The 21,424-nt window shown below is 60.4% G+C and carries 20 protein-coding genes and 1 riboswitch; of the genes, 5 read left to right on the top strand and 15 right to left on the bottom strand.

What is annotated here, in order from left to right; all coding sequences use genetic code 11:
• Positions 1-3 precede the first annotated feature (3 nt).
• The 7 genes from ACP26L_RS22830 to ACP26L_RS22860 all read right to left on the bottom strand — a co-directional run bounded on the left by ACP26L_RS22830 (position 4) and on the right by ACP26L_RS22860 (position 8,994).
• Positions 4-975: an ABC transporter permease gene (locus ACP26L_RS22830; RefSeq protein ID WP_426446655.1), complete on the bottom strand. Its 972-nt coding sequence runs from the start codon at positions 973-975 to the stop codon at positions 4-6.
• A 45-nt stretch (positions 976-1,020) separates the two neighbouring features.
• Positions 1,021-2,676 (bottom strand): peptide-binding protein, encoded by a 1,656-nt coding sequence (locus ACP26L_RS22835; RefSeq protein ID WP_426446657.1) that lies wholly within the window; start codon positions 2,674-2,676, stop codon positions 1,021-1,023.
• A gap of 111 nt (positions 2,677-2,787) precedes the next feature.
• Positions 2,788-3,780, bottom strand: a complete 993-nt coding sequence (locus ACP26L_RS22840) for an ABC transporter ATP-binding protein (protein WP_426446659.1) — start codon at positions 3,778-3,780, stop codon at positions 2,788-2,790.
• Positions 3,781-3,808: 28 nt separating this feature from the next.
• The gene (locus ACP26L_RS22845; protein WP_426446661.1) at positions 3,809-4,777 is read right to left on the bottom strand and encodes an ABC transporter ATP-binding protein; all 969 of its coding nucleotides are present in this window, start codon (positions 4,775-4,777) and stop codon (positions 3,809-3,811) included.
• A 364-nt stretch (positions 4,778-5,141) separates the two neighbouring features.
• Entirely contained in the window at positions 5,142-6,299 is a 1,158-nt protein-coding gene (locus tag ACP26L_RS22850) for a phytase (protein ID WP_426446663.1), read from the bottom strand.
• Between the two features lie 92 nt (positions 6,300-6,391).
• Positions 6,392-7,180, bottom strand: a complete 789-nt coding sequence (pdaA, locus tag ACP26L_RS22855) for a delta-lactam-biosynthetic de-N-acetylase (RefSeq protein ID WP_426446664.1) — start codon at positions 7,178-7,180, stop codon at positions 6,392-6,394.
• Positions 7,181-8,733: 1,553 nt separating this feature from the next.
• On the bottom strand, positions 8,734-8,994 hold the full coding sequence (locus ACP26L_RS22860) for a YqkE family protein (RefSeq protein ID WP_426446666.1): 261 nt from the start codon (positions 8,992-8,994) through the stop codon (positions 8,734-8,736).
• Between the two features lie 262 nt (positions 8,995-9,256).
• Here ACP26L_RS22860 and ACP26L_RS22865 point away from each other — a divergent pair, with 262 nt between their 5' ends.
• The gene (locus ACP26L_RS22865) at positions 9,257-9,979 is read left to right on the top strand and encodes an AAA family ATPase (protein ID WP_426446668.1); all 723 of its coding nucleotides are present in this window, start codon (positions 9,257-9,259) and stop codon (positions 9,977-9,979) included.
• On the opposite strand, the gene ACP26L_RS22870 is transcribed toward ACP26L_RS22865, so the two are convergent.
• Positions 9,957-10,613, bottom strand: coding sequence for a zinc dependent phospholipase C family protein (locus ACP26L_RS22870; protein WP_426446669.1), 657 nt, complete (start codon positions 10,611-10,613; stop codon positions 9,957-9,959). The genes ACP26L_RS22865 and ACP26L_RS22870 overlap by 23 nt on opposite strands.
• A 266-nt stretch (positions 10,614-10,879) precedes the next feature.
• On the opposite strand from ACP26L_RS22870, the gene ACP26L_RS22875 reads away from it, so the two are divergent.
• The gene (locus tag ACP26L_RS22875; protein ID WP_426446671.1) at positions 10,880-11,038 is read left to right on the top strand and encodes a hypothetical protein; all 159 of its coding nucleotides are present in this window, start codon (positions 10,880-10,882) and stop codon (positions 11,036-11,038) included.
• A gap of 159 nt (positions 11,039-11,197) precedes the next feature.
• Here ACP26L_RS22875 and ACP26L_RS22880 read toward each other — a convergent pair whose 3' ends face one another.
• Positions 11,198-12,346, bottom strand: a complete 1,149-nt coding sequence (locus ACP26L_RS22880; protein ID WP_426446673.1) for an RCC1 domain-containing protein — start codon at positions 12,344-12,346, stop codon at positions 11,198-11,200.
• A 201-nt stretch (positions 12,347-12,547) separates the two neighbouring features.
• Positions 12,548-12,636, top strand: a riboswitch (cyclic di-GMP riboswitch).
• A 132-nt stretch (positions 12,637-12,768) separates the two neighbouring features.
• On the opposite strand from ACP26L_RS22880, the gene sda reads away from it, so the two are divergent.
• Positions 12,769-12,906, top strand: a complete 138-nt coding sequence (gene sda, locus ACP26L_RS22885; RefSeq protein WP_426446675.1) for a sporulation histidine kinase inhibitor Sda — start codon at positions 12,769-12,771, stop codon at positions 12,904-12,906.
• Positions 12,907-12,954: 48 nt separating this feature from the next.
• The gene (locus ACP26L_RS22890; protein WP_426446676.1) at positions 12,955-14,094 is read left to right on the top strand and encodes a sensor histidine kinase; all 1,140 of its coding nucleotides are present in this window, start codon (positions 12,955-12,957) and stop codon (positions 14,092-14,094) included.
• 148 nt (positions 14,095-14,242) lie between these two features.
• On the opposite strand, the gene ACP26L_RS22895 is transcribed toward ACP26L_RS22890, so the two are convergent.
• From ACP26L_RS22895 to ACP26L_RS22905, 3 genes are read right to left on the bottom strand one after another with little or no spacing between them, the layout of a single operon-like run.
• Positions 14,243-15,352, bottom strand: coding sequence for an ABC transporter ATP-binding protein (locus ACP26L_RS22895; protein WP_426446678.1), 1,110 nt, complete (start codon positions 15,350-15,352; stop codon positions 14,243-14,245).
• Positions 15,349-17,253, bottom strand: coding sequence for an ABC transporter permease (locus ACP26L_RS22900; protein WP_426446680.1), 1,905 nt, complete (start codon positions 17,251-17,253; stop codon positions 15,349-15,351). The genes ACP26L_RS22895 and ACP26L_RS22900 overlap by 4 nt, the downstream gene beginning before the upstream one ends.
• Positions 17,253-18,314, bottom strand: coding sequence for an ABC transporter substrate-binding protein (locus ACP26L_RS22905; RefSeq protein WP_426446682.1), 1,062 nt, complete (start codon positions 18,312-18,314; stop codon positions 17,253-17,255). Before ACP26L_RS22905 ends, ACP26L_RS22900 begins: the two co-directional genes overlap by 1 nt.
• Positions 18,315-18,537: 223 nt before the next feature.
• Between ACP26L_RS22905 and ACP26L_RS22910 the strand changes: the two genes are divergently transcribed.
• The gene (locus tag ACP26L_RS22910) at positions 18,538-19,146 is read left to right on the top strand and encodes a hypothetical protein (RefSeq protein ID WP_426446684.1); all 609 of its coding nucleotides are present in this window, start codon (positions 18,538-18,540) and stop codon (positions 19,144-19,146) included.
• Between the two features lie 141 nt (positions 19,147-19,287).
• Here ACP26L_RS22910 and ACP26L_RS22915 read toward each other — a convergent pair whose 3' ends face one another.
• The 3 genes from ACP26L_RS22915 to ACP26L_RS22925 all read right to left on the bottom strand — a co-directional run bounded on the left by ACP26L_RS22915 (position 19,288) and on the right by ACP26L_RS22925 (position 21,381).
• The gene (locus ACP26L_RS22915; protein WP_426446685.1) at positions 19,288-19,662 is read right to left on the bottom strand and encodes a 3-oxoacyl-[acyl-carrier-protein] synthase III C-terminal domain-containing protein; all 375 of its coding nucleotides are present in this window, start codon (positions 19,660-19,662) and stop codon (positions 19,288-19,290) included.
• A gap of 384 nt (positions 19,663-20,046) precedes the next feature.
• Positions 20,047-21,030, bottom strand: coding sequence for an aldo/keto reductase (locus tag ACP26L_RS22920; protein WP_426446687.1), 984 nt, complete (start codon positions 21,028-21,030; stop codon positions 20,047-20,049).
• A 225-nt stretch (positions 21,031-21,255) separates the two neighbouring features.
• Entirely contained in the window at positions 21,256-21,381 is a 126-nt protein-coding gene (locus tag ACP26L_RS22925; protein ID WP_426446689.1) for a hypothetical protein, read from the bottom strand.
• Between the last annotated feature and the right edge of the window lie 43 nt (positions 21,382-21,424).

A 21,424-nucleotide genomic window follows, 5' to 3' on the forward strand; every position in this document is an offset into this window, starting at 1 on the left:
AGACTACCCCTTCGCTTCTTTAGTCGTATAGCTGACGCGCGGATCCAGCAGCGCGTACGAGATATCGGCGAGTATGCTGCCGAACACGTAGAGGAACGCCGAGATCGTCGTGATGGCGAAGATCACCGGATAATCCCGCTGGAATGCCGCCTCGGTGAAGAGGCGGCCCATGCCGGGGATGGAGAAGATCGTCTCGACGATCAATGTGCCCGCGAACAGTCCCGGCAAGGACAAGCCGAAGAGCGTCGCCAGAGGAATCAGCGCGTTGCGCAGGCCGTGCACCCCGAGGACCCTCGCGTCCCGCAGCCCCTTGGCCTGCGCTGTGCGCATGTAATCCTGGTTGATCACCTCGAGCATGCTCGAACGGACGTACCGGGTCCACACCGCCACTTCACCGCACACGATCGTGAACAGGGGCAGCACCAGATGCTGCAGCCGGTCGGTTAGGCTGAAGCTGCCGCCGACGGTCTGCAGGCCTCCGGAAGGCAGCACGCCGAGCTTTACCGAGAAGAACATGATGAGCATCAGCCCGAGCCAAAAGGCGGGCACCGACATGCCTACGAAGGTCATCGACGAGACGAACCGGTCGAGCCGCGAGTCCACCCGCAGCGCGCACAGAATGCCGAGCGGCAGGGCGATCAGCAGGGAGATCGCCAGGCTCGTGACCGTCAGCAGAAGCGTGTTCGGCAGCCGGTCGAGGATGAGCTCGCTCACCGCCTGGTTTTTGAGGAAGGACGTGCCGAAGTCTCCCGTGGCCATGCCGCTGACCCATTTCCAGTACTGGACATACAGCGGCTGGTCGAGCCCGTAGGTGCGGATCATGTTCTCCTTGTCGGCCGTCTTGATCGTCGGGTCCTCCATGAACGCCGACAGCGGGCTGCCCGGCGCCATGTGGATAATCGCAAAAGAAATGATCGTGATGCCGATGAGGATCGGAATCGCGTTAAGCAGTCGCTGGAGCACGTAGCGGGACAAGGGATCCCCTCCTGTCGGTCGTAGTAGAGCGGCTTACGCCAACGGTTACTTCGTGAAGTACCATTTCTCCACTTCCCTTAAGGAATCGCGCGCCGGGTTGTAGCCCTCGAGGTTCGCCGGATAGGCGACCGTGGTCGTTGGGGAATACAGGAATGTGTACGGCTGGTCCTCGGCGATCAGCGCGTCGATTTTGGCGAGGAGCTCCTTGCGCTTGTTCGTATCGAAGGTCTGCAGATCCTCATCGATCAGCTTGTCGACTTCGGGGTTCTTGTAAGTGACGGTATTAAGCCCGTGCTCGATCTCCGCGGAATGCCAGATGCCCTTCGGGTTCGGGTCGCCGCTGATATTCCAGCCGTAGAAAATCGACTCGAACTGCTTGCCCTGGAAGTTCTTCGAGAAGGCGGAGCCCTCCACCACCCGCGGCTGGACCGAGATTCCGATTTTCTTCAACTGCTGCTGGATGACGGTGACGGCCTTCTCGCGCACCTTGTTGCCCTGGTTCACCTGCATTTCGAATTCGAACTTCTTGCCGTCCTTGTCGAGGATCGTATCGCCGTCCGAATCCTTCCAGCCGGCTTCGGCGAGTATCGCCTTGGCCTTCTCCGCATCGAACGGGAACTTCGGCACGTTATCCGTGTAGCTCCAGTAGGTCGGCGGCGTCTGGCTGTGTACGATCACACCCTGGCCTTCCTGCACCCCGTCCACGATGCCCTGCCGGTCGATCGCCATCGTCAGCGCCTGGCGCACCTTCTTGTCCTGGAACAGCGGGTTGGTCAGGTTCCAGGCCACATAGAGATAAGTGGAGGATTTGATCCCCTTCTGCAGCTTGAGCTTGCCCGACGTCTTCGCATACTGCTCAATCACCGCCAGGTTGTCCGCAGGCACCGTACTCGCATTCACTTCCCCGGTCTGCAGCTGCGCCATGATCGAGTTGGCGTCCGGGATGATTTTTATGGTCACCTTCTCGACAGCAGGCTTGCCGCCGTAATAATTCTCGTTGCGCACCAGCCGCAGATACTGCCCCTGCTTCCACTCCTCGAGCTTGTAAGGACCCGAGCCGACCGGCTGCTTGATGAACGGCGCCTTGTCCATGTCCTTGACCGGGGTGTCTCCCAGAATGTGCTTCGGCAGAATGTTGTAGGCCATGAGGTCGATGAAGCCTGCGAACGGCTGCTTGAACGTGAACTTGATCGTCGCGTCGTCGACCTTCTCGACTTTGGCCAGCTGGTCGAAGACCCCTTTGCGCGGACCTTTATAATCGGGGCTCAAGGCGACGTTGTAGGTGAACACGACATCGTCGGCGGTCACCGGCTTGCCGTCCGTGTATTTGGCGTCGGTGCGGATCTTCACGGTCATCTCTTTCTTGTCTTCGGAGAAGGTCGGCTGGCCGACCGCCAGATCCGGATCGAGGTCCTGCTTTGTGCTGTAGTGGTATAGAGAGCTCGTTACGAGATCGTTAAGTTCGCTCGAGATCGTCGTCGTCGCCCACAGGTCGCTGAAGCCCTGCGGATCGGACAGGTAGGCCCAGATGATCTCGCCGCCGTCCGTCTTCTCTTTCTTGGCCTCAGCCGCAGGCGGGGTCTGCTCCCCGGCGGGCGGAGCGGTTGTATTCTCCCCGGACGTGCAGGCGGACAGGAGTACGGCGGCGGATAAGAAGGCGGACAGAGCGGCGGCGGCAGGGCGGGAAGAATGCAGTTTCATGGACATGTCTCCTCTACTAGGGATGGATAGACCGGACGTTCTGTGAAAAGCCCCGGCAGCCTGCCCGGGTCGGTCGTATGCAGAGCAGGCCGACATCGGCCATGTGTGGGATTAGAGCACGGACAGCGGCGCCCCCTGATCGATCGGTTCAACCAGATGGCACGCGGCAAAATGGCCCGGAGCCGTCTCCCGGAAGGCGGGCGTCTCGATGCTGCAGCGAGCCTCCGCCGCCGGGCAGCGCGGGTGGAACGGACAGCCGGGAGGCGGGTTCGCTGCGCTCGGCACCTCGCCCCGCAGGAGGATGCGCTCCCTCGGCCGCTCAACATCCGGCTCGGGTACGGAGGAGAGCAGCGCCTTCGTATAGGGGTGCCGCGGCCGAAGGAACAGCTCGTCGCGGGAGGCAAGCTCCACGATCCGGCCGAGATACATGACGGCCACGCGGTCGGAGATGTGGCTGACGACGCTCAGATTGTGCGAGATGAACAGGTACGACACCTTCGTCTGCTCCTGCAGGTCCCGCATCAGGTTGACGATCTGCGCCTGAATCGAGACATCGAGCGCCGATACAGGCTCGTCCGCCACGATCAGCCGGGGCTGCAGCGCGATCGCCCGAGCAATGGCAATCCGCTGCCGCTGGCCGCCCGAGAATTCGTGCGGGTACAGCGCGGCGGCACCGGAGCCCAGACCCACCAGGTCCAGCAGCTGGCCCGCACGGGCCAACGCTTCACTGCGGGACAGCTTGTCCTGCACGATCAGCGGCTCGGCCACGGTTTGACCGACGGTCAAACGCGGGTTCAGCGAGGCGTACGGATCCTGGAACACGCACTGCATCTGGCGGCGCAGGGGCCTAAGCTCGCGCTTGGACAGGCGCCCGATCTCCCGGCCGCCAAAATGGATTTGGCCCTCGGTCAAATCGAGCAGCCGCAGCACAAGCCGGCCTACCGTGGATTTGCCGCAGCCGGATTCCCCGACAATGCCAAGGGTTTCCCCCTCCTGCACGGTAAAGCTGACCCCGTCTACCGCACGAACCAGACCGGCACCGGAGCCCTTACCATAAGGGAAGCTTTTTTTGAGATCGGTTACATGGAGCAGTGGTTCGCTCATGGACGTTCCTCCTCTGGGCTGGCAGGGCTCAAGATGTTGCTGCGATGCAGCGCACTTCGTGCTGCGGCCCGATAGGCTGCAGCGGCGGCATCGCGTCGCGGCATTCGGGGCGTACAACCGGGCAGCGGTCCGCGAACCGGCACCCCGGGCCATGGCTTCCGGGCGGGGGCACGCTGCCTGCAATAGGCACCAGCCGCTCCGGGCCCCCGTGCATCCGCGGCGTCGATTGAAGCAGCCCCTGCGTGTACGGGTGCCGGGGCGAGGTGAAGAGCGTCCGCACGTCGGCCGTCTCGACGATCTGGCCCGCGTACATGACGATGACCCGCGAGGCCATCTCCGCCACCACACCGAGATCATGGGTGATGAAGAGCACGGCCATCTCGGTCTCCCGGAGCAGCTCCCTCAGGAGATCAAGCACCTGTGCCTGTATGGTAACGTCGAGCGCCGTGGTCGGTTCGTCGGCGATCAGCAGCTCGGGCCGGCAGGCCATCGCCATCGCCAGCATGACGCGCTGCCTCATCCCGCCGGAGAGCCTGTGCGGGTATTCCCGGCAGATGCGCGCCGGCTCGGGGAAGCCGACACGGCGCAGCCACTCTTCGGCGGAGGCGGCGGCGGACGCCTTGTCCACCTTCAGGTGGCGGATGATGCTCTCGGTGAGCTGGGTCCCGATCGTCAGCACCGGATTGAGTGAAGTCATCGGCTCCTGAAAAATCATCGAGATATGCCGCCCCCGGATCTGCGACAGCTGCCGTTTCTTCAGACCGACGAGCGAACGCCCGTGAAACCGCACATCCCCGTGCGAAATAGCGCCGGTTCGGGGGAGAAGGCCCATGATGGAAAGCGAGGTCATGCTCTTGCCGCAGCCCGATTCGCCGACGAGCGCCACGACTTCACCGCGGCCGATCCGAAAATCGATGCCGTCAACGATTGTTACCTCCCGGCGCTTGTCCCGGATGACCGTCGTGAGGGATTCCACCTCCAAGATGCTTTCGGACAATACGAACACCTCGCTTGGATTGGCACCAGTAGAATTTGCTCCGGTCGATACGAAACGTATCACCGGCAGCAGAGAAATTCTTAAGATTGAATGTTTGCATTGTTATGAATCTTAAGAATTTTAAAATATGTATGACTTATTGTATAAGGTGAGGAAGGAATTGTCATCAACATTTTTATAAATTTGGGAATATTCAGGCGGTAAATTCACCGAAACCGAGCGCTGCGAGATAAAACTTTCACTCCATGAAGCAAAAAGACGCAGGATCTCTCCTGCGCCTTGCTATCGTTGGTTCCTCCCCGCGGTCGGGGCTCTGGTGCCTTTTATTCCGATGCACTTCGGGTTACCTCAACACGGGGTAGAATCAGTCTTCTTCCCTGTATTTCAGCTTCCGCGGGTCGACATCATGGTCCACATCAAGATCGTCCCCGAAGGCGTCTTCGAAAGCGTCGTCAACGGCATCCCACTTCACGATCTTGAAGTTCTGGTTAATCACCGCTCCATCCTGCAGGTTCTGGTCGTCCTGCGCGATGAAGATGCCGTCCGGATACTGGCTTCCGAGGCCGAAGCTCAGCACGTCGATCCCGTCAGTTTCGCTTGTGCCGTCGATGGCCGGGCCGTCCGCAATCACGAAGCTGCCCTCGTACTCCCCGTCCTCTCGGTCGAATACCGCATAGGATGAGCTTCCCTGGCTGGAGGCGATCAGGTAGCCCTCACCGTCTTCCCCGTAATACAGGGTCAGCCCTTCCACATCCGCGGTGAGCTTCACGCCGTCCACGGCAGCCACCGACTTCCGTGCGTCCCCGTCCCCCGGCTCCGCGCCGTACGCCCAGATGCCGGCATCCTCCTCGGCAATGTACAATCGGCCGTATTCGTCATCGGCGACCATCCCTTCGGATTGGGTGGCGAGCTTGAACTCCCTCACCTTTTTGCCGTTGATGGCCCCTTTGCCGTTATCGTACAGCTCGTACTGCTCGAACTCGCCCTCTTTGCCGAGCACGAGGGCGTAGAATTTGCCGGTCTTCAGGCTGTGGTACAGGCTGAAGCCGTATACCTCGCTCATCGACGAGACGATCGGCGTCCCGATGACGCTCCTCAGCGCTCCGGTGGAGCGGTCAATCGCGAAAATATCGATCGTATTCGTCGTCCGGTTCGTCGCCGCGGCGATATCCACGCTCTGCCCGGCCAGCTTGAAGCCGTAGCACACGTCGATATTGTTCATCCGGCCGGTCTCGTAGGAATACTTCTGCTTGCCGTTCAGGTCGTAGACGAGGATGCCGCCGTCCTTGTTCGTGGCGATGATCATGCTCTTCGCCGGATCGGACGGATGCACCCAGATCGACGGGTCATCCGCGGCATCCGAGCCGCTGGCTACGGCATCGGTCTCGGCTGACGCGAGAACGCGCGCCGGCGCGGTAGAACCTGCTTCCGCCAGGGCCGGCGCGCCGGCCAGGCCTGCGGCCGCCGGAAGGACAAAGGAGAGTACGGCTGCTGTGAGCATACGGGATTTCAATGCTTTCAAGGAATTCCACTCCATCCTTAGCTTTGTCTGTTTTCTCTGCTAAGGATAGGAAGGGGGCGTGTCCCTTTTGTGAACTCCATGTAAACCTTTCGTTAAGGCGTGTGCAGCTTCATCTGATCGAGGCTCTTGAATTGGTAGCCCTGCCGCTTCGCTTCATCAATGATCCGGCCCAGCGCCTGCGCGTTGTCCGACGAGACGGAATGCAGCAGGATCACCGCCCCCGGATGCAGCTGGGCCATGACTTTGTCGTAGGCGTACTGCGCCCCCTTCTGGTCTGTCGTGTCCCAGTCCTTGTAAGCGACCGACCAGAACACGTTCGTCATCCCGAGGTCGCGCGAGACGGAGAGGGACCGCTCCGTGAAGATCCCCCGCGGCGTGCGGAGATAGCGCATCTCCTTCTGCCCCGTGAGCTCCGCCACGGCGTCCTTGACCCGCAGCAGCTCCTCTTTCATCCGCTCCGACGAGATTTGGCTCATATCCGGATGATGCCACGAGTGATTGCCGATCAGGTGCCCCTCGGCGGTCATTCGCTTCAGCAGCTCCGGGTGGCTCTCGATATAATGCCCGGTCACAAAAAAGATCGCCGGCACGCCCTTCTCCTTCAAGGTGTCGAGCACACGTGAGGTAAACCCGTTCTCGTAGCCGTTGTCGAAGGTCAGGAAGAGCTCCTTCTGCGTCGGGTCTCCGGTGAAGACCGCATCATACTTTTTGAGCAGGGGCTTGAAGCCTTCCTGGTCGATGGACGGCTGCTGGCCCTTCGTCGATTTCTTGAAGCCAAAATGAAACCCGCCGTCCGCCGAGGCCGGCTGTCCTGCAGTAAGCAGCAGGCCGGTCAGCAGCACCGCGGTGATCCGTCTGGCGATCTTGGCCTTCTGGCGCATGGAATATCACTCCTCGCTGGTGGAATACGCTCATCGGACTACCGGAGCGCGATCCCCTGTAATATTCCACATTTTCCGCTTTTGAGGAGCCCCCTCCGTCTGGAAAATGGCGCCAGAAAAAAAAGAACCCCACGGCCCGGAATACGGACGGTGCGGTTCTTCTACTGGCGCGCACAAATTCATGAAACGGAGGCGGGGAAAGCCTAACGTATGCATCCAATCGCCGAAGAAGGTATTGATGCGGCATGGTGGAGCTGATGGACTCCTCCGGGGGGCGCCCCCACGCTGCCCTCACATACATAAACCGTTGACTGCTCCCCCAGCAGCCTGAGGCCTTAACTGCAGGCTTACCTTGTGCTCACTGGCCCCACTTTTTGGGGGATGGTGAAGCCCTCAGACTTTTCTGCCCCACGCCGCCCCCCATACATAACCCGTTGTCCGCCCCCCGGCAGCCTGTGGCCGTAACTGCAGGCTTACCCTGTGCTTACTGGCCCCATTATTGGGAGGATGGCCTGGGCTAAATCCCGAGCCTGCGCTTCCAGACCAGAACGGAACAACGGGCATAGATGCAAAAATAGGACGATGTGCGTCTGTCGAGGCGGAGCCGGCAGGTATGTGTGAAGCATATCCTGTGTTATCCGCTCAAAAAAAGGCAGACTGCATGCCTGCCTCTTGAGTAGGAACTCCCTCTACCTAACGTAAAGTCCTCTTCCCTTGGGGAAAAAGGAAATAGCGGAACTCCAATGCGCTATGTTCTTCACAAAACGGTTGGATTTGAAAATAGCGGAAATGAAGTACGCTATTCGCAGAATAATGCTGCTTTTCCATGAAATCAGGACCATTAGCGCATCTGAGTTCCGTTATCCGCCGGGAAATGATGGGAAATAACGGAATAAGGCATCCCAGTTCCTTTATTTCTAAGTTACATGTAAGGAGACCCGCCCGTACGAGAAACGCCAGAGAAGCCTGAAGGAGTCAGACGTTTTCACCTCTTCCGGATCTGAACCACTCGGAAGAGCGGATGAACCACCGGTCTGTATCCCTATTCCCTTATCCTCAGCAGGCATTCATTCTGCAGCTCCGCCCTCTCAGGCAGCTCCGCATCCCCAGCAGGCCCTACGGACAGTGCATCAAGCCGGAAGCAGCTAAACGGGGGAGGGTCATGGCGTGCAGCCTCAAGCGGCTTCTTCGGCACGCCAGCAATTTCCTGAACCCAGCGCGGTTCCGCCATGGCTTTCAGCGGAGGCCAGGCGTTCGATTTTCCCCCGTTCGGGTCCGAATTCTCCGGCGGATGGCCGAAGCCGCCTTCCAGCCGCTCTGGCTCCGCACGGCGGGCTTCTTCGGCACGCCGGCATACCTACACGCGCGCTCCTCTCGCCTCGCCTTCACTGAAGCCCGGCTGTCTGATTCGCGCCCGTACGTGTCGGCACTCTCCAGCGGATGGCCGAAGCCGCTTTCCAGCCGTTCTTGCTCCGCAGGGCGGGCTTCTTCAGCGCGCCGGCATACCTACACGCGCACTTCTCTCGCCTCGCCTTCAACGAAGCCCGGCTGTCTTATTTGAATTTTCGCCAGTTCGGGTCCGAGTTCTCCAGCAGATGGCCGAAGTCGTTATCGAGCCGTTTTTGCTCCGCACGGCGGGCTTCTTCGGCACGCCGGCGTTCCTCTTCCCGGCGCTGCTCCGCTTCAGCCTTCATCGATTCGGACTGGGCTTTGAGCTTCTGCAGCACCTCGGGATTGAGCAGATCCTTCAGCGTCGCCGGTTTGTCCTCCGCCGTCGCCTTGGCCGCTGCGACGGGTCCTCTTTTTTTCACCATATTCCCTGCCTCCCTGCTTATGAATGAACATCGGGAGCAGCCCTGCCGCACCCGTCTCCCTTGCGGGAAAAATATAATGGTTAATCATACCGCGATTTCCCCGGCGTGACAACCACAAGGGACGGCCTGCGGCCAGTACCTGCGTTTGGCCGAATAAACGGAGGCAGTGTACAATGGGACCATAGACTTGATTCGAGTTGAGTCGAGTCGAGTCGGGTCAAGCAAGATCATGCTGCGTTTGATCCAAACGGGAGGGCTGACTATGTATCTGCGCGAGATTACTTTGCTGCGCAGCCGGATCCAAAACGATTCCGAATATCCGTTCACCATTCCTGCCGTCAGGCATCTCGACACACTTAGCCTCACCGGCAGCATCACCTTTTTCGTCGGGGAGAACGGCTCCGGCAAATCCACCCTGCTCGAAGCGATCGCCTACCAGTGCGGCTTCCATACGGCGGGCGGGGGCCGGAATAACACCTATGAGATCGATGCGGCCCAGTCGGCGCTTGGGGATTATCTGAGACTGTCGTGGAGGCCCAAGGTGACCAGCGGTTTTTTCCTCCGCGCGGAGACGTTCTACCAATTCGCCTCCTATCTGGACCGCAATCCCGAGTCACTGCACTCCTACGGCGGCAGGTCACTGCATCACCAGTCCCACGGGGAATCGTTCCTGTCCCTGTTCGTGCATCGTTTCGGGGGCAAAGCCCTCTATCTGCTCGACGAGCCCGAAGCGGCCCTCTCCCCCGCCAGGCAGCTCTCGCTCCTGCGGATCATGAAGAACCTCGAGGACCGGGCCCAGTTCATTATCGCCACCCACTCTCCGATTCTTCTCGGATATCCGGGCGCCGAGATCCTGAATTTCGACGAGGCGCCCATTGCTCCGATCCGCTACGAAGAGACGGACCATTACCAGCTCACACGACAGTTCCTTGAGAACCGGGAGCGGCTGCTGCATGAGCTTTTCAAAGAGGATGAGGAAGAGTAACAAGCTCCTCCCGGGCCTCTGCGGCACTCCGGAGCCAAGGGCGGCATAGATCCAGCGTGCGCTGAATGCACCGGTCCATCCCTTGACGGATGTCATTCATAGAGAGGAGCTGCAGCTCTTCCGTCAGATGCGCGGAGGGATACTCAAAATCAAGCAGCGCCTTCCGTTTCTGCTCCGCCAGAAGCGGGACCAGCCCTATGTGCCCGCCGGCCCAGTCGGATGGAATCTCCGCACCGTGCAGTGCGGCATACAGCTCCTCCTTCGGGTACGATTCCAGCAGCTTCGCATTGCAGAGCAGAAAATCGCGGTAATACACCTTGGCCAGCCGCGGATCCGCCGCGACTCTCGCCCGGATTCCTCCGGCGTGCACGAAGATCGACCAGATATCGTCTCCGACCAGATGCGACAGGTAGCCGATCAGGAACGGGTCCGGCATCCCCCCGGCATAGCGGTGCAGGAATTCACCGTAAGCGATATACGACCTGGAGGCAAAATGCAGCGTTTCGGACACGGCCGCATCCGCCTTCGCCGCATCGGGCGCCAGTGCGCCCAGCAGCAGAGAACCCGGAGCCTCGGCTCCGATTTCTTTGGCCAGTGCGTCGGCAATGATCAAATGCATGATGCGTGACGGCATGGAAGCCCTCCTCTACCGTAGTGATGAAGTGCAGGGAGCCTCTCTCCCTGCCGGCTTCCATTGTCTCCCAACCGGTGCGCCGCCATCAATCGCCGGAAGCTGATGAATGCCTGACAGCTGTGCATCAGTGCCAGTACGCGGCAAGCGGCTGGTTCCGCTTCCAGGATGTGCTTCTGGCAGGCCCCCCTCGGCTCCCGGTATGATAGAACCATACCGGAGCCAGCCATCAGTTGTCCGGTCCACTTTGATCAACGGAGAATGCCCTTATGACCTATCATGTCCTACATAGCATCACCCGCGAGCTGCGCATCCTCACACCTGCCGAGGTGCTCGATATGGACACCGACGCGGCAGGCCGCATCGTAGTCCACGCAGCGGACGGCGAGTTCTACTATTTGCTCGCGGACGAGTCCCTGATTGCTTAGCAGAAAGCGGAAAACTAAGACGAGCTAAATCGTTCTTAACTTTTCAAAAAGCCCCTTGACCAGCCATACCGGTGTGACCGGCCTTGACGGGTCAAGGGGCTTATGCTTTGCTGGAACAGGGAGCACGGCCTTCCCGCCGCATACTACCGTTTCCAGCGCTTACGGCAGCTTGACCTGCACCGGTGTCATAGATTTACGGAACGTAGCGTCACCGAGCTGGCCGAGCTGATTCTCACCCCATGCCCAAAGTGTCCCATCCTTTTGAAGCGCAAGATAATGGCTCTCCCCCGCTTCTACTGCGATAATGTCTCGAAGGCCTGCCCATGGTTGGGGAGTATCCCACTTCATCTTCTCTTTCGATCCCCACGCCCAGGCCGGGTTCAATCCCCAGTAATATACCGAGCCGTCCTCGCTCAAGGCGAGGGTGGACAAAGAAGTAGTGGTCACTTCGGTCACGTGACTAAGTCCTTGGATTTTGACCGGCTTCCCGATCACCGGTTTGTCCCGGTCGGGTACAGGTTCGGTCTGAGGTCCAACCTGATTGACCAAATTATTCCCCCAGCCCCATACGTCTCCATTCTTGTCTATCGCCATATGATGGGCCGCCTCTTCGCCTTGTGACAGCTTTACGACCCCTTCCAGTCCTTCCACCTTAGTAAATTTCTTGTCAGGGTTCAGGTTCATGCCTTTGAACTGCATCCACTGCCACACGGTCCCATCCTTCTTCACAATGACAAGACGGTCACCGCCTGCCGAGATATCGACTGCATCCGACACATCCGGAACGAGGCTCGCTTCTCCTTGCCCATAGGGCGGATCGATCCACATCCATACCCGCCCGTCCTTATCCAGCGCGGCATACATTGACATGCCGGCAGATACTTTCACGATATGGGATAACCCAGCCATCTGCTGGGGAGCGGAAAACTTCGACCCTCCCTCTCTCGTATTCGGGTCGATCACCCAATCGCACGACCAGGTCCACACGGTCCCGTCCTCTTTCAGGATCAGATTCCGCTTCACGGAAGCCGAGATCTGCTTCGCTCCGGCGAGAGTCGTGATCCGTTCGGGCTTGTTATCGAGCACGATGGTCTCTCCGCCTGTGACCTGTGCCCTATTTCCCCAATACCACAGGGACCCTGACGCATCGATGACTACATTATGCCTGGCGGCTGAGGACAAAAAGAGCCGCGGTCCTTCTGCAGCTTGGGCTGAATTCGGGGCTGCGGCCGTCAGCAAAAGGGAGGACAGCAGCAGCGATGTCCCCAGCAAACCGGTACGGGAATGGGAAGCCTTCAAACATTTCACCGCAAAACACACTCCTTATTTCTATATATGGTTTAATTTACCATATATTTCTAACGCCTCCTCCCGCTCATTTGTTGCACCTTTTTCTATTTTTTACCTGTTTTTTAGAGCGAAAGCCACAGTTTTTTTAAACGAAATCTACCGAAAGTGGTTCCGGAGTCTATACAAACCAGCAAGGAATTACTACAATAGAATTATAACTTCCGACAAAGGCAAACTCCTCTAAAGGGGAGGACGCAAAGCCACGGGCCTACCGAACAATCTTGTTCCATGGCTGCCGGGCTGCCGTGAGTCTAACCCAAACGGCTGAACTGTCTGCAGGGGCAGTCCATGCGTGATCAGCGACTATCAGAACAGCAATACACCCACTTGGCAACAAAGCTTCTGATCTCGTGAGAATTTGTCCTTTGGAGGTTACCAGCTTGAATCATTCCCTTGAAAAATTATCGGATGAAGATCTGTTGGAGGCTTATTTCCTCGCTCTCGATCTGAACCTGGAGCCCAGCTTCGTCCGCTTGCTGCGGGATGAAATCGACCGCAGACAACTCCATATGGATTGATACACAAAAGGAGCATATGCAGGCAGGATGTCTACTACCCTTCAAGGATTGCTGTTATCGCAAAAGAATCCCATCATCAGTCAGTGGGTCGGCGAAGTGGAAGAACGCTATCCCGGCAGGTATGATTCCGCAGAGCTGCTGCGGACGGCCGAATCCTATTTTCACCTGGTCAACGACTGGCATATCCCTTTGGAGCTTCACCCGCTCTTCCCCATGATTCCGGCGCTCACCCGTTATCACGTGTCGATGAGCACACCGCCCACTCATCTGCTGGAGAGCTCCCATCTGTGGCGTGCGCTCCTCCAGGCCGTCTCTGCCGAGTTCTTTACGGAAGGGCTCGTATCGGGCGACGAACTGGTCACCGACATGCCGCGGATTCATGCGCGGATCGATGAGATCCAGTACGTGATCTCCTCGGGCTTCTGGGAGCATTCCCAACGGCAGCTCGATTCTGCCATGAACCAAATGCACAAGGAGCGGCTGCAGATGGCCGGCAAGCTGGCGGCCAGCATGGCCCATGAGATCCGCAACCCGCTGACGACCATCTCCGGGTTCCTGAAGCTGCTTACCTCGAAGATTCCCGCCGAATCGGCCGGTGCCGTGAAGAATTATGTATCGATCATCCAGGAAGAATTCAATACGATCCAGATGCATATCAACAACTTCCTGAACTTCTCCAAGAACAAGGAGCAGGAGCCTTTCCGTGAGGTTGGCATGGAAGAGCTCATTCTCGGCATCGTCAACCTGGTCGCACCGCGGCTCAGCAGCGAAGGCATTGAGCTGCTCTCCGGCGTGAAAGGTACGAATATCCGGCTGAGCGTCCAGCAGGTGGGCATGCAGCAGGTGCTCATCAATCTCATCAACAACAGCATTGATGCGGTGCAGCACATGGAGCCCTCCGCACCGAAGATCATCTCCATCCAGGGCTACGAGGACCCCGACCACACGTACATCCGGGTGACGGATAACGGCCCGGGCATCCCGCCGGATGTCAGGGACAAGCTGTTCTCGCCGTTCGTAACGAGCAAAACGACGGGGACCGGGCTGGGTCTGGCCATCTGCAAGCAGCTCGTCGAGCAGCATGCCGGCGTACTCTCCTTTGACTCCCGTCCGGGTGAAACCTCCTTCACCGTCCAGCTGCGCAAAAGCGGCGTCGGGGCGGTTTCCGTGAACAGCGCTTCCGTATGATTGGGAATGCTATCCCGAGCAAAGCCCGCTGCGAAGCCGGCTTTTTGGCTGCTCCGGCGACGGCCGATGATAAAGAAACCAAGGAAGACTGCCCTCCAGGCTCCCTTGGTTTCTTTGTGCTGCGTCCCCATACGCAGCTCCTGCGGGTTCAGCATCCCAGGCGCTCCCCGCCGCCCCAGCGCACAGTGACCTGCGAGCCGCCGGCCCAGCGCTGCGCGGAATGAATCTCCCATACTTCGTCTCCGGTATCGACGTAATAATGATATTCGCTTCCCTGGAACTGTGCCGCCGTCACCCGGGCGGGGATCCCCTCAGCCGCGGCAGGGCCGAGCATCAGCTGATCCGGCCGGGCCGGCAGCACCCCTTGCTCCCGGAAGGCCGGCGGGATATCGGCGCAGGGCCACACCGCCGCTCCGCCTCCCGCATGGGGGCGGAACCCGCTCCCTTCCCAGCTTCCCGCGATGAGGTTCGCCTTGGAGACGAACCGGGCGGTGAACGGGGTGGCCGGCCGCAGGTATACCTCCTCGGGGGTTCCCTCCTGCTCGATCCGCCCCTGGTTCATGACGATCACCCGGTCCGCCATGGCGAGCGCCTCCCCCTGATCGTGGGTGACGTAGACTACCGCGGCCCCGCTCAGCCGGTGCGCTTCCTGGATCTCTCGGCGCATCTCCACCCGCAGCAGGGCATCGAGCGCGCTGAGCGGCTCGTCCATCAGGAGCAGCCGGGGACGCCCCGCAATCGCGCGGCCCAATGCCACCCGCTGCTTCTGCCCACCGGAGAGCTGGTGCGGTCTCCGGTGCGCCAGGTCGGTGAGGCCGAGCGCCTCCATGACCTCACGGACCCGATTCTCGCACGCAGCTGCCGGATCCTGAGGCCGTTGGTGCCGCAGGGGAAACCGGATATGCTCGGCCACCGTCATGTGCGGCCAGAGCGCGAAATGCTGGAACACCATGCCGAGCCCTCTCTGTTCGGGAGGCACGAGAGAACCTCCGCCCGCGACGAGTTCCCCGTTCATCCGGATCTCACCGGAGCTCGGGGCCTCAAAGCCGGCGAGCAGGCGCAGCAGCGTCGTTTTGCCGCACCCCGAGGGACCGAGCACCGCTGTGAATTCGCCCGGCTGCAGACGCAGCTCTACCGGATGAAGGGCCGTGTCCCGGCCGAACCTCTTGGAGACGCCCCGCAGCTCGATCAGAGGAGCCTCCGGGGCATCGCCCCCTGCCTCTGCCCTGCTTGCAGTCAGCATATTTGCTTTGCTCATGGTTTCCTGATGCCTCGCTTTCCTGCGATGTACCGTACGCCGGCCAGCACCCCACAGCCTGCGGCGAGCAGGACTACAAGGAGCGATGACAGTGCCGTCGAATAGACCGTGTCGCCGCCCTGCTCGAAGCCGAAAATCACGATGCCGATCGTCTCGGCCCCCGGCGACCAGAGCAGCGCGGAGACCGTCAGCTCCGTCAGCGCGGTGAAGAAGACGAGCAGCGCGCCCCCTGCCAGCCCCGGCAGCAGCAGCGGCAGCAGGACGGTGCGCCAGACCGCGGTCCGTGCCGAGCCGCCCGCCCGGGCGGCTTCTTCCATAGCGGGCTCCACCTGGGCGAAGGCCGCCAGAGCTGCCCGCAGCTGAAGCACGAGAAACCGGCAGATATAGGCGATGAGCAGGATCGCCCCGGAGCCGTAGATCCCCGGGTTCCATCCCGGCAGGGGCTCCATCCAGGTCAGGATCATCGCCAGTCCGAAGACGATCCCCGGCAGCGTGTAGGGCAGCGCGAGTCCCAGCTCCGCCGCCCTCGTCCACCCCGAGGGCCGGCGGACGAACAGATAGGCGAGCGCTGTCCCAAGGACCAGGATGACCGCCGCCGCGGTCCCCGAGAGCAGCAGCGAGTTGCCGATCGCCCGCCACACCTTCGGGTTCTCCAGAAGGATGTAGCGGTAATTCGCAAGCGTGGCGTTGGCCGGCCCGAAGGGAAGCCCGTAGGCCCGCTTCAGCGACGTGGCGGTCATCGATAGCAGCGGCAGCACCGTCACGAGGAGCAGCCCGCCGGCGAAGGCCGCTTCAGCTGCCGGACGCCACCGCCCAAGGTGCAGGCGGGCGGCCGTCTCCGGCGCGCGCGTCTCCTGCACCCCGCTGCGGCGGACCGAGAGCCGCTGCAGCAGAGCGCCGCCCGCGGCGATGACCGCGAGAAGCACGGACAGCGACGCAGCTCGCGGGAACGCCGCCGGGCCGAAGCTCACCGTCTCCTCGTAGATGCGTGTGCTCAGCACGGAGATGCCCGCGGGCAGCCCAAGGAAAGCGGGGATGCCGAAGTTGTCGAGCGACGCAAGGAACGCCAGCAGCGTTCCGCCGGTCAGCCCCGGCGCCGCCAGCGGCAGCGTGATGAGGAGCAGCGTCTTCCATCGGCCTAGCCCCGACGCCCGGGCAGCCTCTTCCGCCTCCCGCGGGATGCGCCGCAGGGTGTCCAGCGTCAGCAGGTAGACGAGCGGGAAGTGATGGATCCCCATCACAAGAATGATCCCGCCATGGCTGTAGATGCTCCAGGGCACAGCCTCCGGCCGGATCATCCCCAGCAGGGCTGCGATCCAGCCTTGGGTACCGTTCAGCGATGACCAGGAGAGGGTCAGCACATACGACGGCAGCAGGAACGGCAGCAGCAGCAGGGCATGCAGCCAAGCCTTGCCCCGCAGGTCAGTATAAGCCATGAACCAGGCCGCAGCCGCCCCGAGGAGCAGCGACAGACCGGAGGCACCGGCTACGATGACCGCCGTGTCCCTCAGCGTCTTCCATAGGCGGGGCTCCCGCAGGAGCTCTTCGTAGTGCCGCAGCGTGAAGCCGGCCCCGGCGCCTTCCGTCAAGCTCAGCCCGGCGAGCTTCATCAGCGGCAGCACGAAGAACAGGAGCAGCAGCGCGAGGCCGGCGTACCGCAGCAGAAGGCGGCCGGCCTTCCGGAAGGAGGCCGCAGTGGATTCCTGCCGGCTTCCCGCAGACGGAACCCTCCCTGCTCCACTCCCTTGATCCTTCTGTGGTCTCCCGCGCCGTTCTTTTTCTTGTATTGGCCCCGGGACCGGGAGTCTCTCACCCGTACCTCCTTCTCCGATCATCTCATCGGCAGGAAGCGGTGCTCCCCGGAGCGTTTCCTTACGGCTGCGCAGATCCGATTCCTTCATTATTGGCCGAACACCTCGGTGAAGCGCTTCTTATCCGCTTCTCTCGCTTCCACGAGCTCTGCCGGGCTGGCGGCCAGCACCTTGATGTCCTTCAGGGCCTTCAGACCCGGAGGGGCAGAGACGCCTTCACGAAGCGGCGTATAACCAAGCTTGGAGGCCAGCGTCTGCCCTTCTGCCGAGAGCACGAAGTCCACGAACGCTTCGGCCAGCTTCTGATTCGGCGTATTCTTGACGATCGCGATCGGCTCGGTGATGACCGGCACCCCCTCGGACGGGTACACGAGATCAACCGGCGAACCCTTGGCCTTCTCCCGCGCGACGAGATAGTCGACCACCATCGCCATGGACTTCTCGCCCGAGGCGACGGACTTCAGCACGGCGCCGTTGCCCTTGACGACTGTCATGCCGCCCTCCTTGAGGCTGCGGAGGTAGTCCCAGCCGAGTCCCTCCGACCGGGTGAACACGCCGATATTGTAAGCGGCCGCGCCGGAATACAGCGGACTCGGCATCACAGTCGCATTCTTGTTCTCCGGCGCCGTGAGCGCCTTCCACGAAGAAGGCAGAGATGTCACCTTGCCTGTATGAACAGCGAGCACGGTGGCGATGATCTTGGTGCCGGTGTAGGCTCCGTCCCCGTCGGTATAGCCCTGCGGGAGCTTGGCCGCCTCCGGCGACTTGTAGAAGGCGAGCAGATCCTGCCGCTTCAGCGATTCGAAGGTGACGCTGTCAGCCAGCAGCAGCAGGTCCGCCTGCACCTTGCCGGCCTGCTTCTCCGCCTGCAGCTTCGCGATGACCTCCTCGGTTCCGGAGCGGAACGGGGCGACCCGCACGTCCGGATGCTTGCCCTGGAAGGCGGCGACCAGCTTCGTCACGTCCTCCTCAGGCTGGGACGTATAGAAATTCAGCGTTCCCGACAGTGGGCTGGACGCGGCGGCTTTCTCCTGTGTTCCCGCTCCGGCCGCCGGGGCGGTGGCGCCCGGCTGGGCTTTGGTGCCGCATCCGGTCAGGGCGAGTACGGTCAATAGTCCGATGAGTCCGATGGTTTTGCGCTTCTTTTGCATGAGAGCCCTCCCGAATCTGTTATGGTCTGGTTTGCCTACTGAAGTATACGGGATCGTTGTTATGGGGGCGTTAAGTGGACATTGCGGAATTGTAAAGTTCTTATGAAGAGAGGCCCACCGGCAGGAATACGCCCCGGGCCGACGGAATATAGATGGGGTAGCCCGCCATTACACCACGTTGGGAGTTGGGACTTTCTGCATTGCATATATTCACTGTGGGAACATGGAACGACTGCTTGCGCTTGACGCCAAAGTGTTCCCTCCAAGCCACCGGATTGACGCAGCGACGACGGAGCGGCGGCTCCGGGTAAATCCGCGCACGGATATTGCGGTATGGGACAGCGAGGAACTCATGGGCTATGTTTCTCTCTATCCGATTCCCCGTGCCATTTACCGGGAGATCCGCAGCGGCAGCTTTGACGAACAAAGGGTGGAACGGCACACCCTGCCTTACCGGCGAATCGGCCCGTACGACGCTTATCTCTGCGGCATCGCGATCGACAAGATGAGGTATCCGCGCCTGCGGTCCGCCTACCTGTTCGATCTGCTCTCGAAGCATCTCACCCGGCTGAGGCGGCAGGGCTTTTTTATCCGCCGCATCATCGCGCACGCCGTATCGGCGGCCGGCCGCAGGACGCTCGAGCGCATGGGATTCCATGAAGATCATCCCGGCATCTATCTGTACGACTGCCTCCGGCAGGGCCTCCTGTTCATCCACCCCCGGACCCGCTTCACTGCCATTCTGAGCATCGCTCCCGGACAGGGACAATGCATGTTCAGCGCGGCTCCGAGCGCCTATAACGGTGAATCCGTCTGGGACACCGATACATAGCGGCCCTATCCGACTCATACATCAGCCTGCGTTTGCAGCTTTGTAGGCCCCTCTTTACCCGCACATAAGAAAACCTCTCCAGCCTTCCCCGCATCGCTTCGCGGGAACTGGAGAGGTTTTTTCAATATTAAGATCTTGTACTTAATATCGGTAAATGACACTGCAGGAGGTGATTCCTTCACCTACAGACCAGAATACAACGACATCCTCACGTTCGATGTCATGGTCTTCGATGGATTTCGCGAAAGCCAGGAGCGGACTGCTCGTCCCTGTATAGCCATGTGCATCTCCCACAAATTTGAATTTGGCGGGATCTTCCTTAAGCAGACCGGACAGCACTTCGAGGCTCTTCTTCGAAAACTGGGAGATAAAATATTTCCTCACATCCGATTTTGAAAGTCCATGCTGCTGAAGCAGCTGCTCAATGGCAAGGTGTGCTTTTCCAATAGCATTCTCCGGAGTGAAAGGCAGCCATTCGAGTCGACGGTCCTGGTCGCACAGCTCTTCATCATACATTGCGGACATGCCTTTGGCCGGAAGCAGTACTGTATTATGTCTGTAAAGTAGTTGGAGTCAATAAATCCGCATTCTGTATTTTCCCTGCGTTCGAGAATAACCGCACACGAAGCGTCTCCGAAGTTCGCGTACGGAACTTCCTCATTCCATCTTGAGTCACGCCTGGTTAAGTACACGCTTCGCAGCTTCGATCCCCATGCTCAAGGGAGTCTCTTTGGAATCATCGGCCGCGTATCCCGCGGCCCCTTAAGTGAATAAGCACAGTAGGGTTAATGATCGAATCTGTTGGTTAAAAACACAAGGCCGTCCTTCTGGACAGCAGGTAACGGCGAAGCCGTATCACGCCCCGCAAGGAGCGCGTCCGTCGGCCTCTGTGGCCGGCCGTCAGTAAGGCCCGCGGATCTGCGAGGCCACCGATTCGCGGTAGAACGAGCGCAGCCGCTCGAGCTCCTCCGCCGAGAACGGCCGTGCCTCCGCCGCACGCAGGTTGTCTTCGACCTGGCGCACGCTCTTGAAGCCCGGGATGACGCAGGTTACATTCTCATCCTCGAGAATCCAGCGCATCGCCGCCTGCGCCATGCTCTCGCGGCCTTCAGCGATCCAAGCGAGCTCCCTCGACAGCTTCACGCCTGTGGCGAACGGCAGCCCGGCGAAGGTCTCGCCGACATTGAATTGCTCGCCATTGGCGTTAAAGTTCCGGTGGTCGTCCGCTTCGAAGGTAGTCTCCTCCGTGAACTTGCCGGTGAGCAGGCCGCTGGCCAGCGGCAGCCGGGCGAGAATGCCCACGCCCGCTTCCCTCGCGGCCGGGAACAGCTCCTCCGCCGGCTTCTGGCGGAACAGGTTGAAGATCACCTGAAGCGCTTTCACGCCAGGTATGCCGAGACAGAACAACCCTTCCTCCACCGTCTCCACACTGACGCCGTAATGGCGGATCTTGCCTTCCTGCTGCAGCTTGTCCAGCACTTCGAAGACCCTGCCGTCTTTCAGGATCGCAAGCGGCGGACAGTGGATCTGGTACAGGTCGATGCGCTCGCGCTGCAGCCGCTTCAGGGAGTTCTCGCAGTAGCTGCGCACCTGCGCTTCCGAGTATGTCGCCGGATCGTGAATGTCCCCCGCGCGGCAAAACTTGGTCGCGATGTGAATCCGGTCCTCCTGCCCGCGGGTAGCCTTCGCCAGAAGCTCCTCCGCATGGCCGGAACCGTATACATCCGCCGTGTCGAAGAAGTTCACGCCTTCGTCCATCGCGCGCTGCAATCCGCGCAGCGCTTCCTCGTCACTCGTCTGCCCCCAGCTGCCGCCGATGGCCCAAGTGCCGAAGCTCACCTCGCTGACACGAAGCTCCGTATTACCTAGCTGTCTGTAGTTCATTCGGTCATCCTCCTCGCATGGTACTCCCCCCAGCGTAACGGAAGCGTCTCTTCTACGCAAGAGCTTACCTGGACGTTACTAGCTTACTTTTGTCCGGCGCACTCCGGCCGGCTGTTCGGTGGAAGCCGCACCGCACAGGACTTGCACTCCCTTTTGACCCCCTTCCTTTATATTGCAGGGCTGCGCCGGCGAGAGCTTCTTCCCCCTCCCGCGCGGCTCAGCGGCCTACAGGTGATGTACGATCCGGGTCTCCCGGATTTGCCGGATATGATGCACCGCATGGGCAATATCATGGCGGATGGCGTCACGAACCTGTGCTCTGCCGTGCTCATGAATCAGAGTCCGGTCCATCGCCCCTATCCTGGCCTCAAAAAAGCCGCCGGCTCTCCAGGCC

This window comes from Paenibacillus sp. S-38, from assembly GCF_049942825.1.
Taxonomy (GTDB): domain Bacteria; phylum Bacillota; class Bacilli; order Paenibacillales; family NBRC-103111; genus Paenibacillus_G.

Coding starts and splice junctions, on each gene's coding strand:
- ACP26L_RS22860 (WP_426446666.1), bottom strand. CDS start 8,994: ATGGTGAAAAAAAGAGGACCCGTCGCAGCGGCCAAGGCGACGGCGGAG.
- ACP26L_RS22900 (WP_426446680.1), bottom strand. CDS start 17,253: ATGAAGGAATCGGATCTGCGCAGCCGTAAGGAAACGCTCCGGGGAGCA.
- ACP26L_RS22915 (WP_426446685.1), bottom strand. CDS start 19,662: ATGTATGATGAAGAGCTGTGCGACCAGGACCGTCGACTCGAATGGCTG.
- ACP26L_RS22865 (WP_426446668.1), top strand. CDS start 9,257: ATGTATCTGCGCGAGATTACTTTGCTGCGCAGCCGGATCCAAAACGAT.
- ACP26L_RS22925 (WP_426446689.1), bottom strand. CDS start 21,381: ATGGACCGGACTCTGATTCATGAGCACGGCAGAGCACAGGTTCGTGAC.
- ACP26L_RS22895 (WP_426446678.1), bottom strand. CDS start 15,352: ATGAGCAAAGCAAATATGCTGACTGCAAGCAGGGCAGAGGCAGGGGGC.
- ACP26L_RS22870 (WP_426446669.1), bottom strand. CDS start 10,613: ATGCCGTCACGCATCATGCATTTGATCATTGCCGACGCACTGGCCAAA.
- ACP26L_RS22875 (WP_426446671.1), top strand. CDS start 10,880: ATGACCTATCATGTCCTACATAGCATCACCCGCGAGCTGCGCATCCTC.
- pdaA (WP_426446664.1), bottom strand. CDS start 7,180: ATGCGCCAGAAGGCCAAGATCGCCAGACGGATCACCGCGGTGCTGCTG.
- ACP26L_RS22910 (WP_426446684.1), top strand. CDS start 18,538: ATGGAACGACTGCTTGCGCTTGACGCCAAAGTGTTCCCTCCAAGCCAC.
- ACP26L_RS22840 (WP_426446659.1), bottom strand. CDS start 3,780: ATGAGCGAACCACTGCTCCATGTAACCGATCTCAAAAAAAGCTTCCCT.
- ACP26L_RS22835 (WP_426446657.1), bottom strand. CDS start 2,676: ATGAAACTGCATTCTTCCCGCCCTGCCGCCGCCGCTCTGTCCGCCTTC.
- ACP26L_RS22920 (WP_426446687.1), bottom strand. CDS start 21,030: ATGAACTACAGACAGCTAGGTAATACGGAGCTTCGTGTCAGCGAGGTG.
- ACP26L_RS22905 (WP_426446682.1), bottom strand. CDS start 18,314: ATGCAAAAGAAGCGCAAAACCATCGGACTCATCGGACTATTGACCGTA.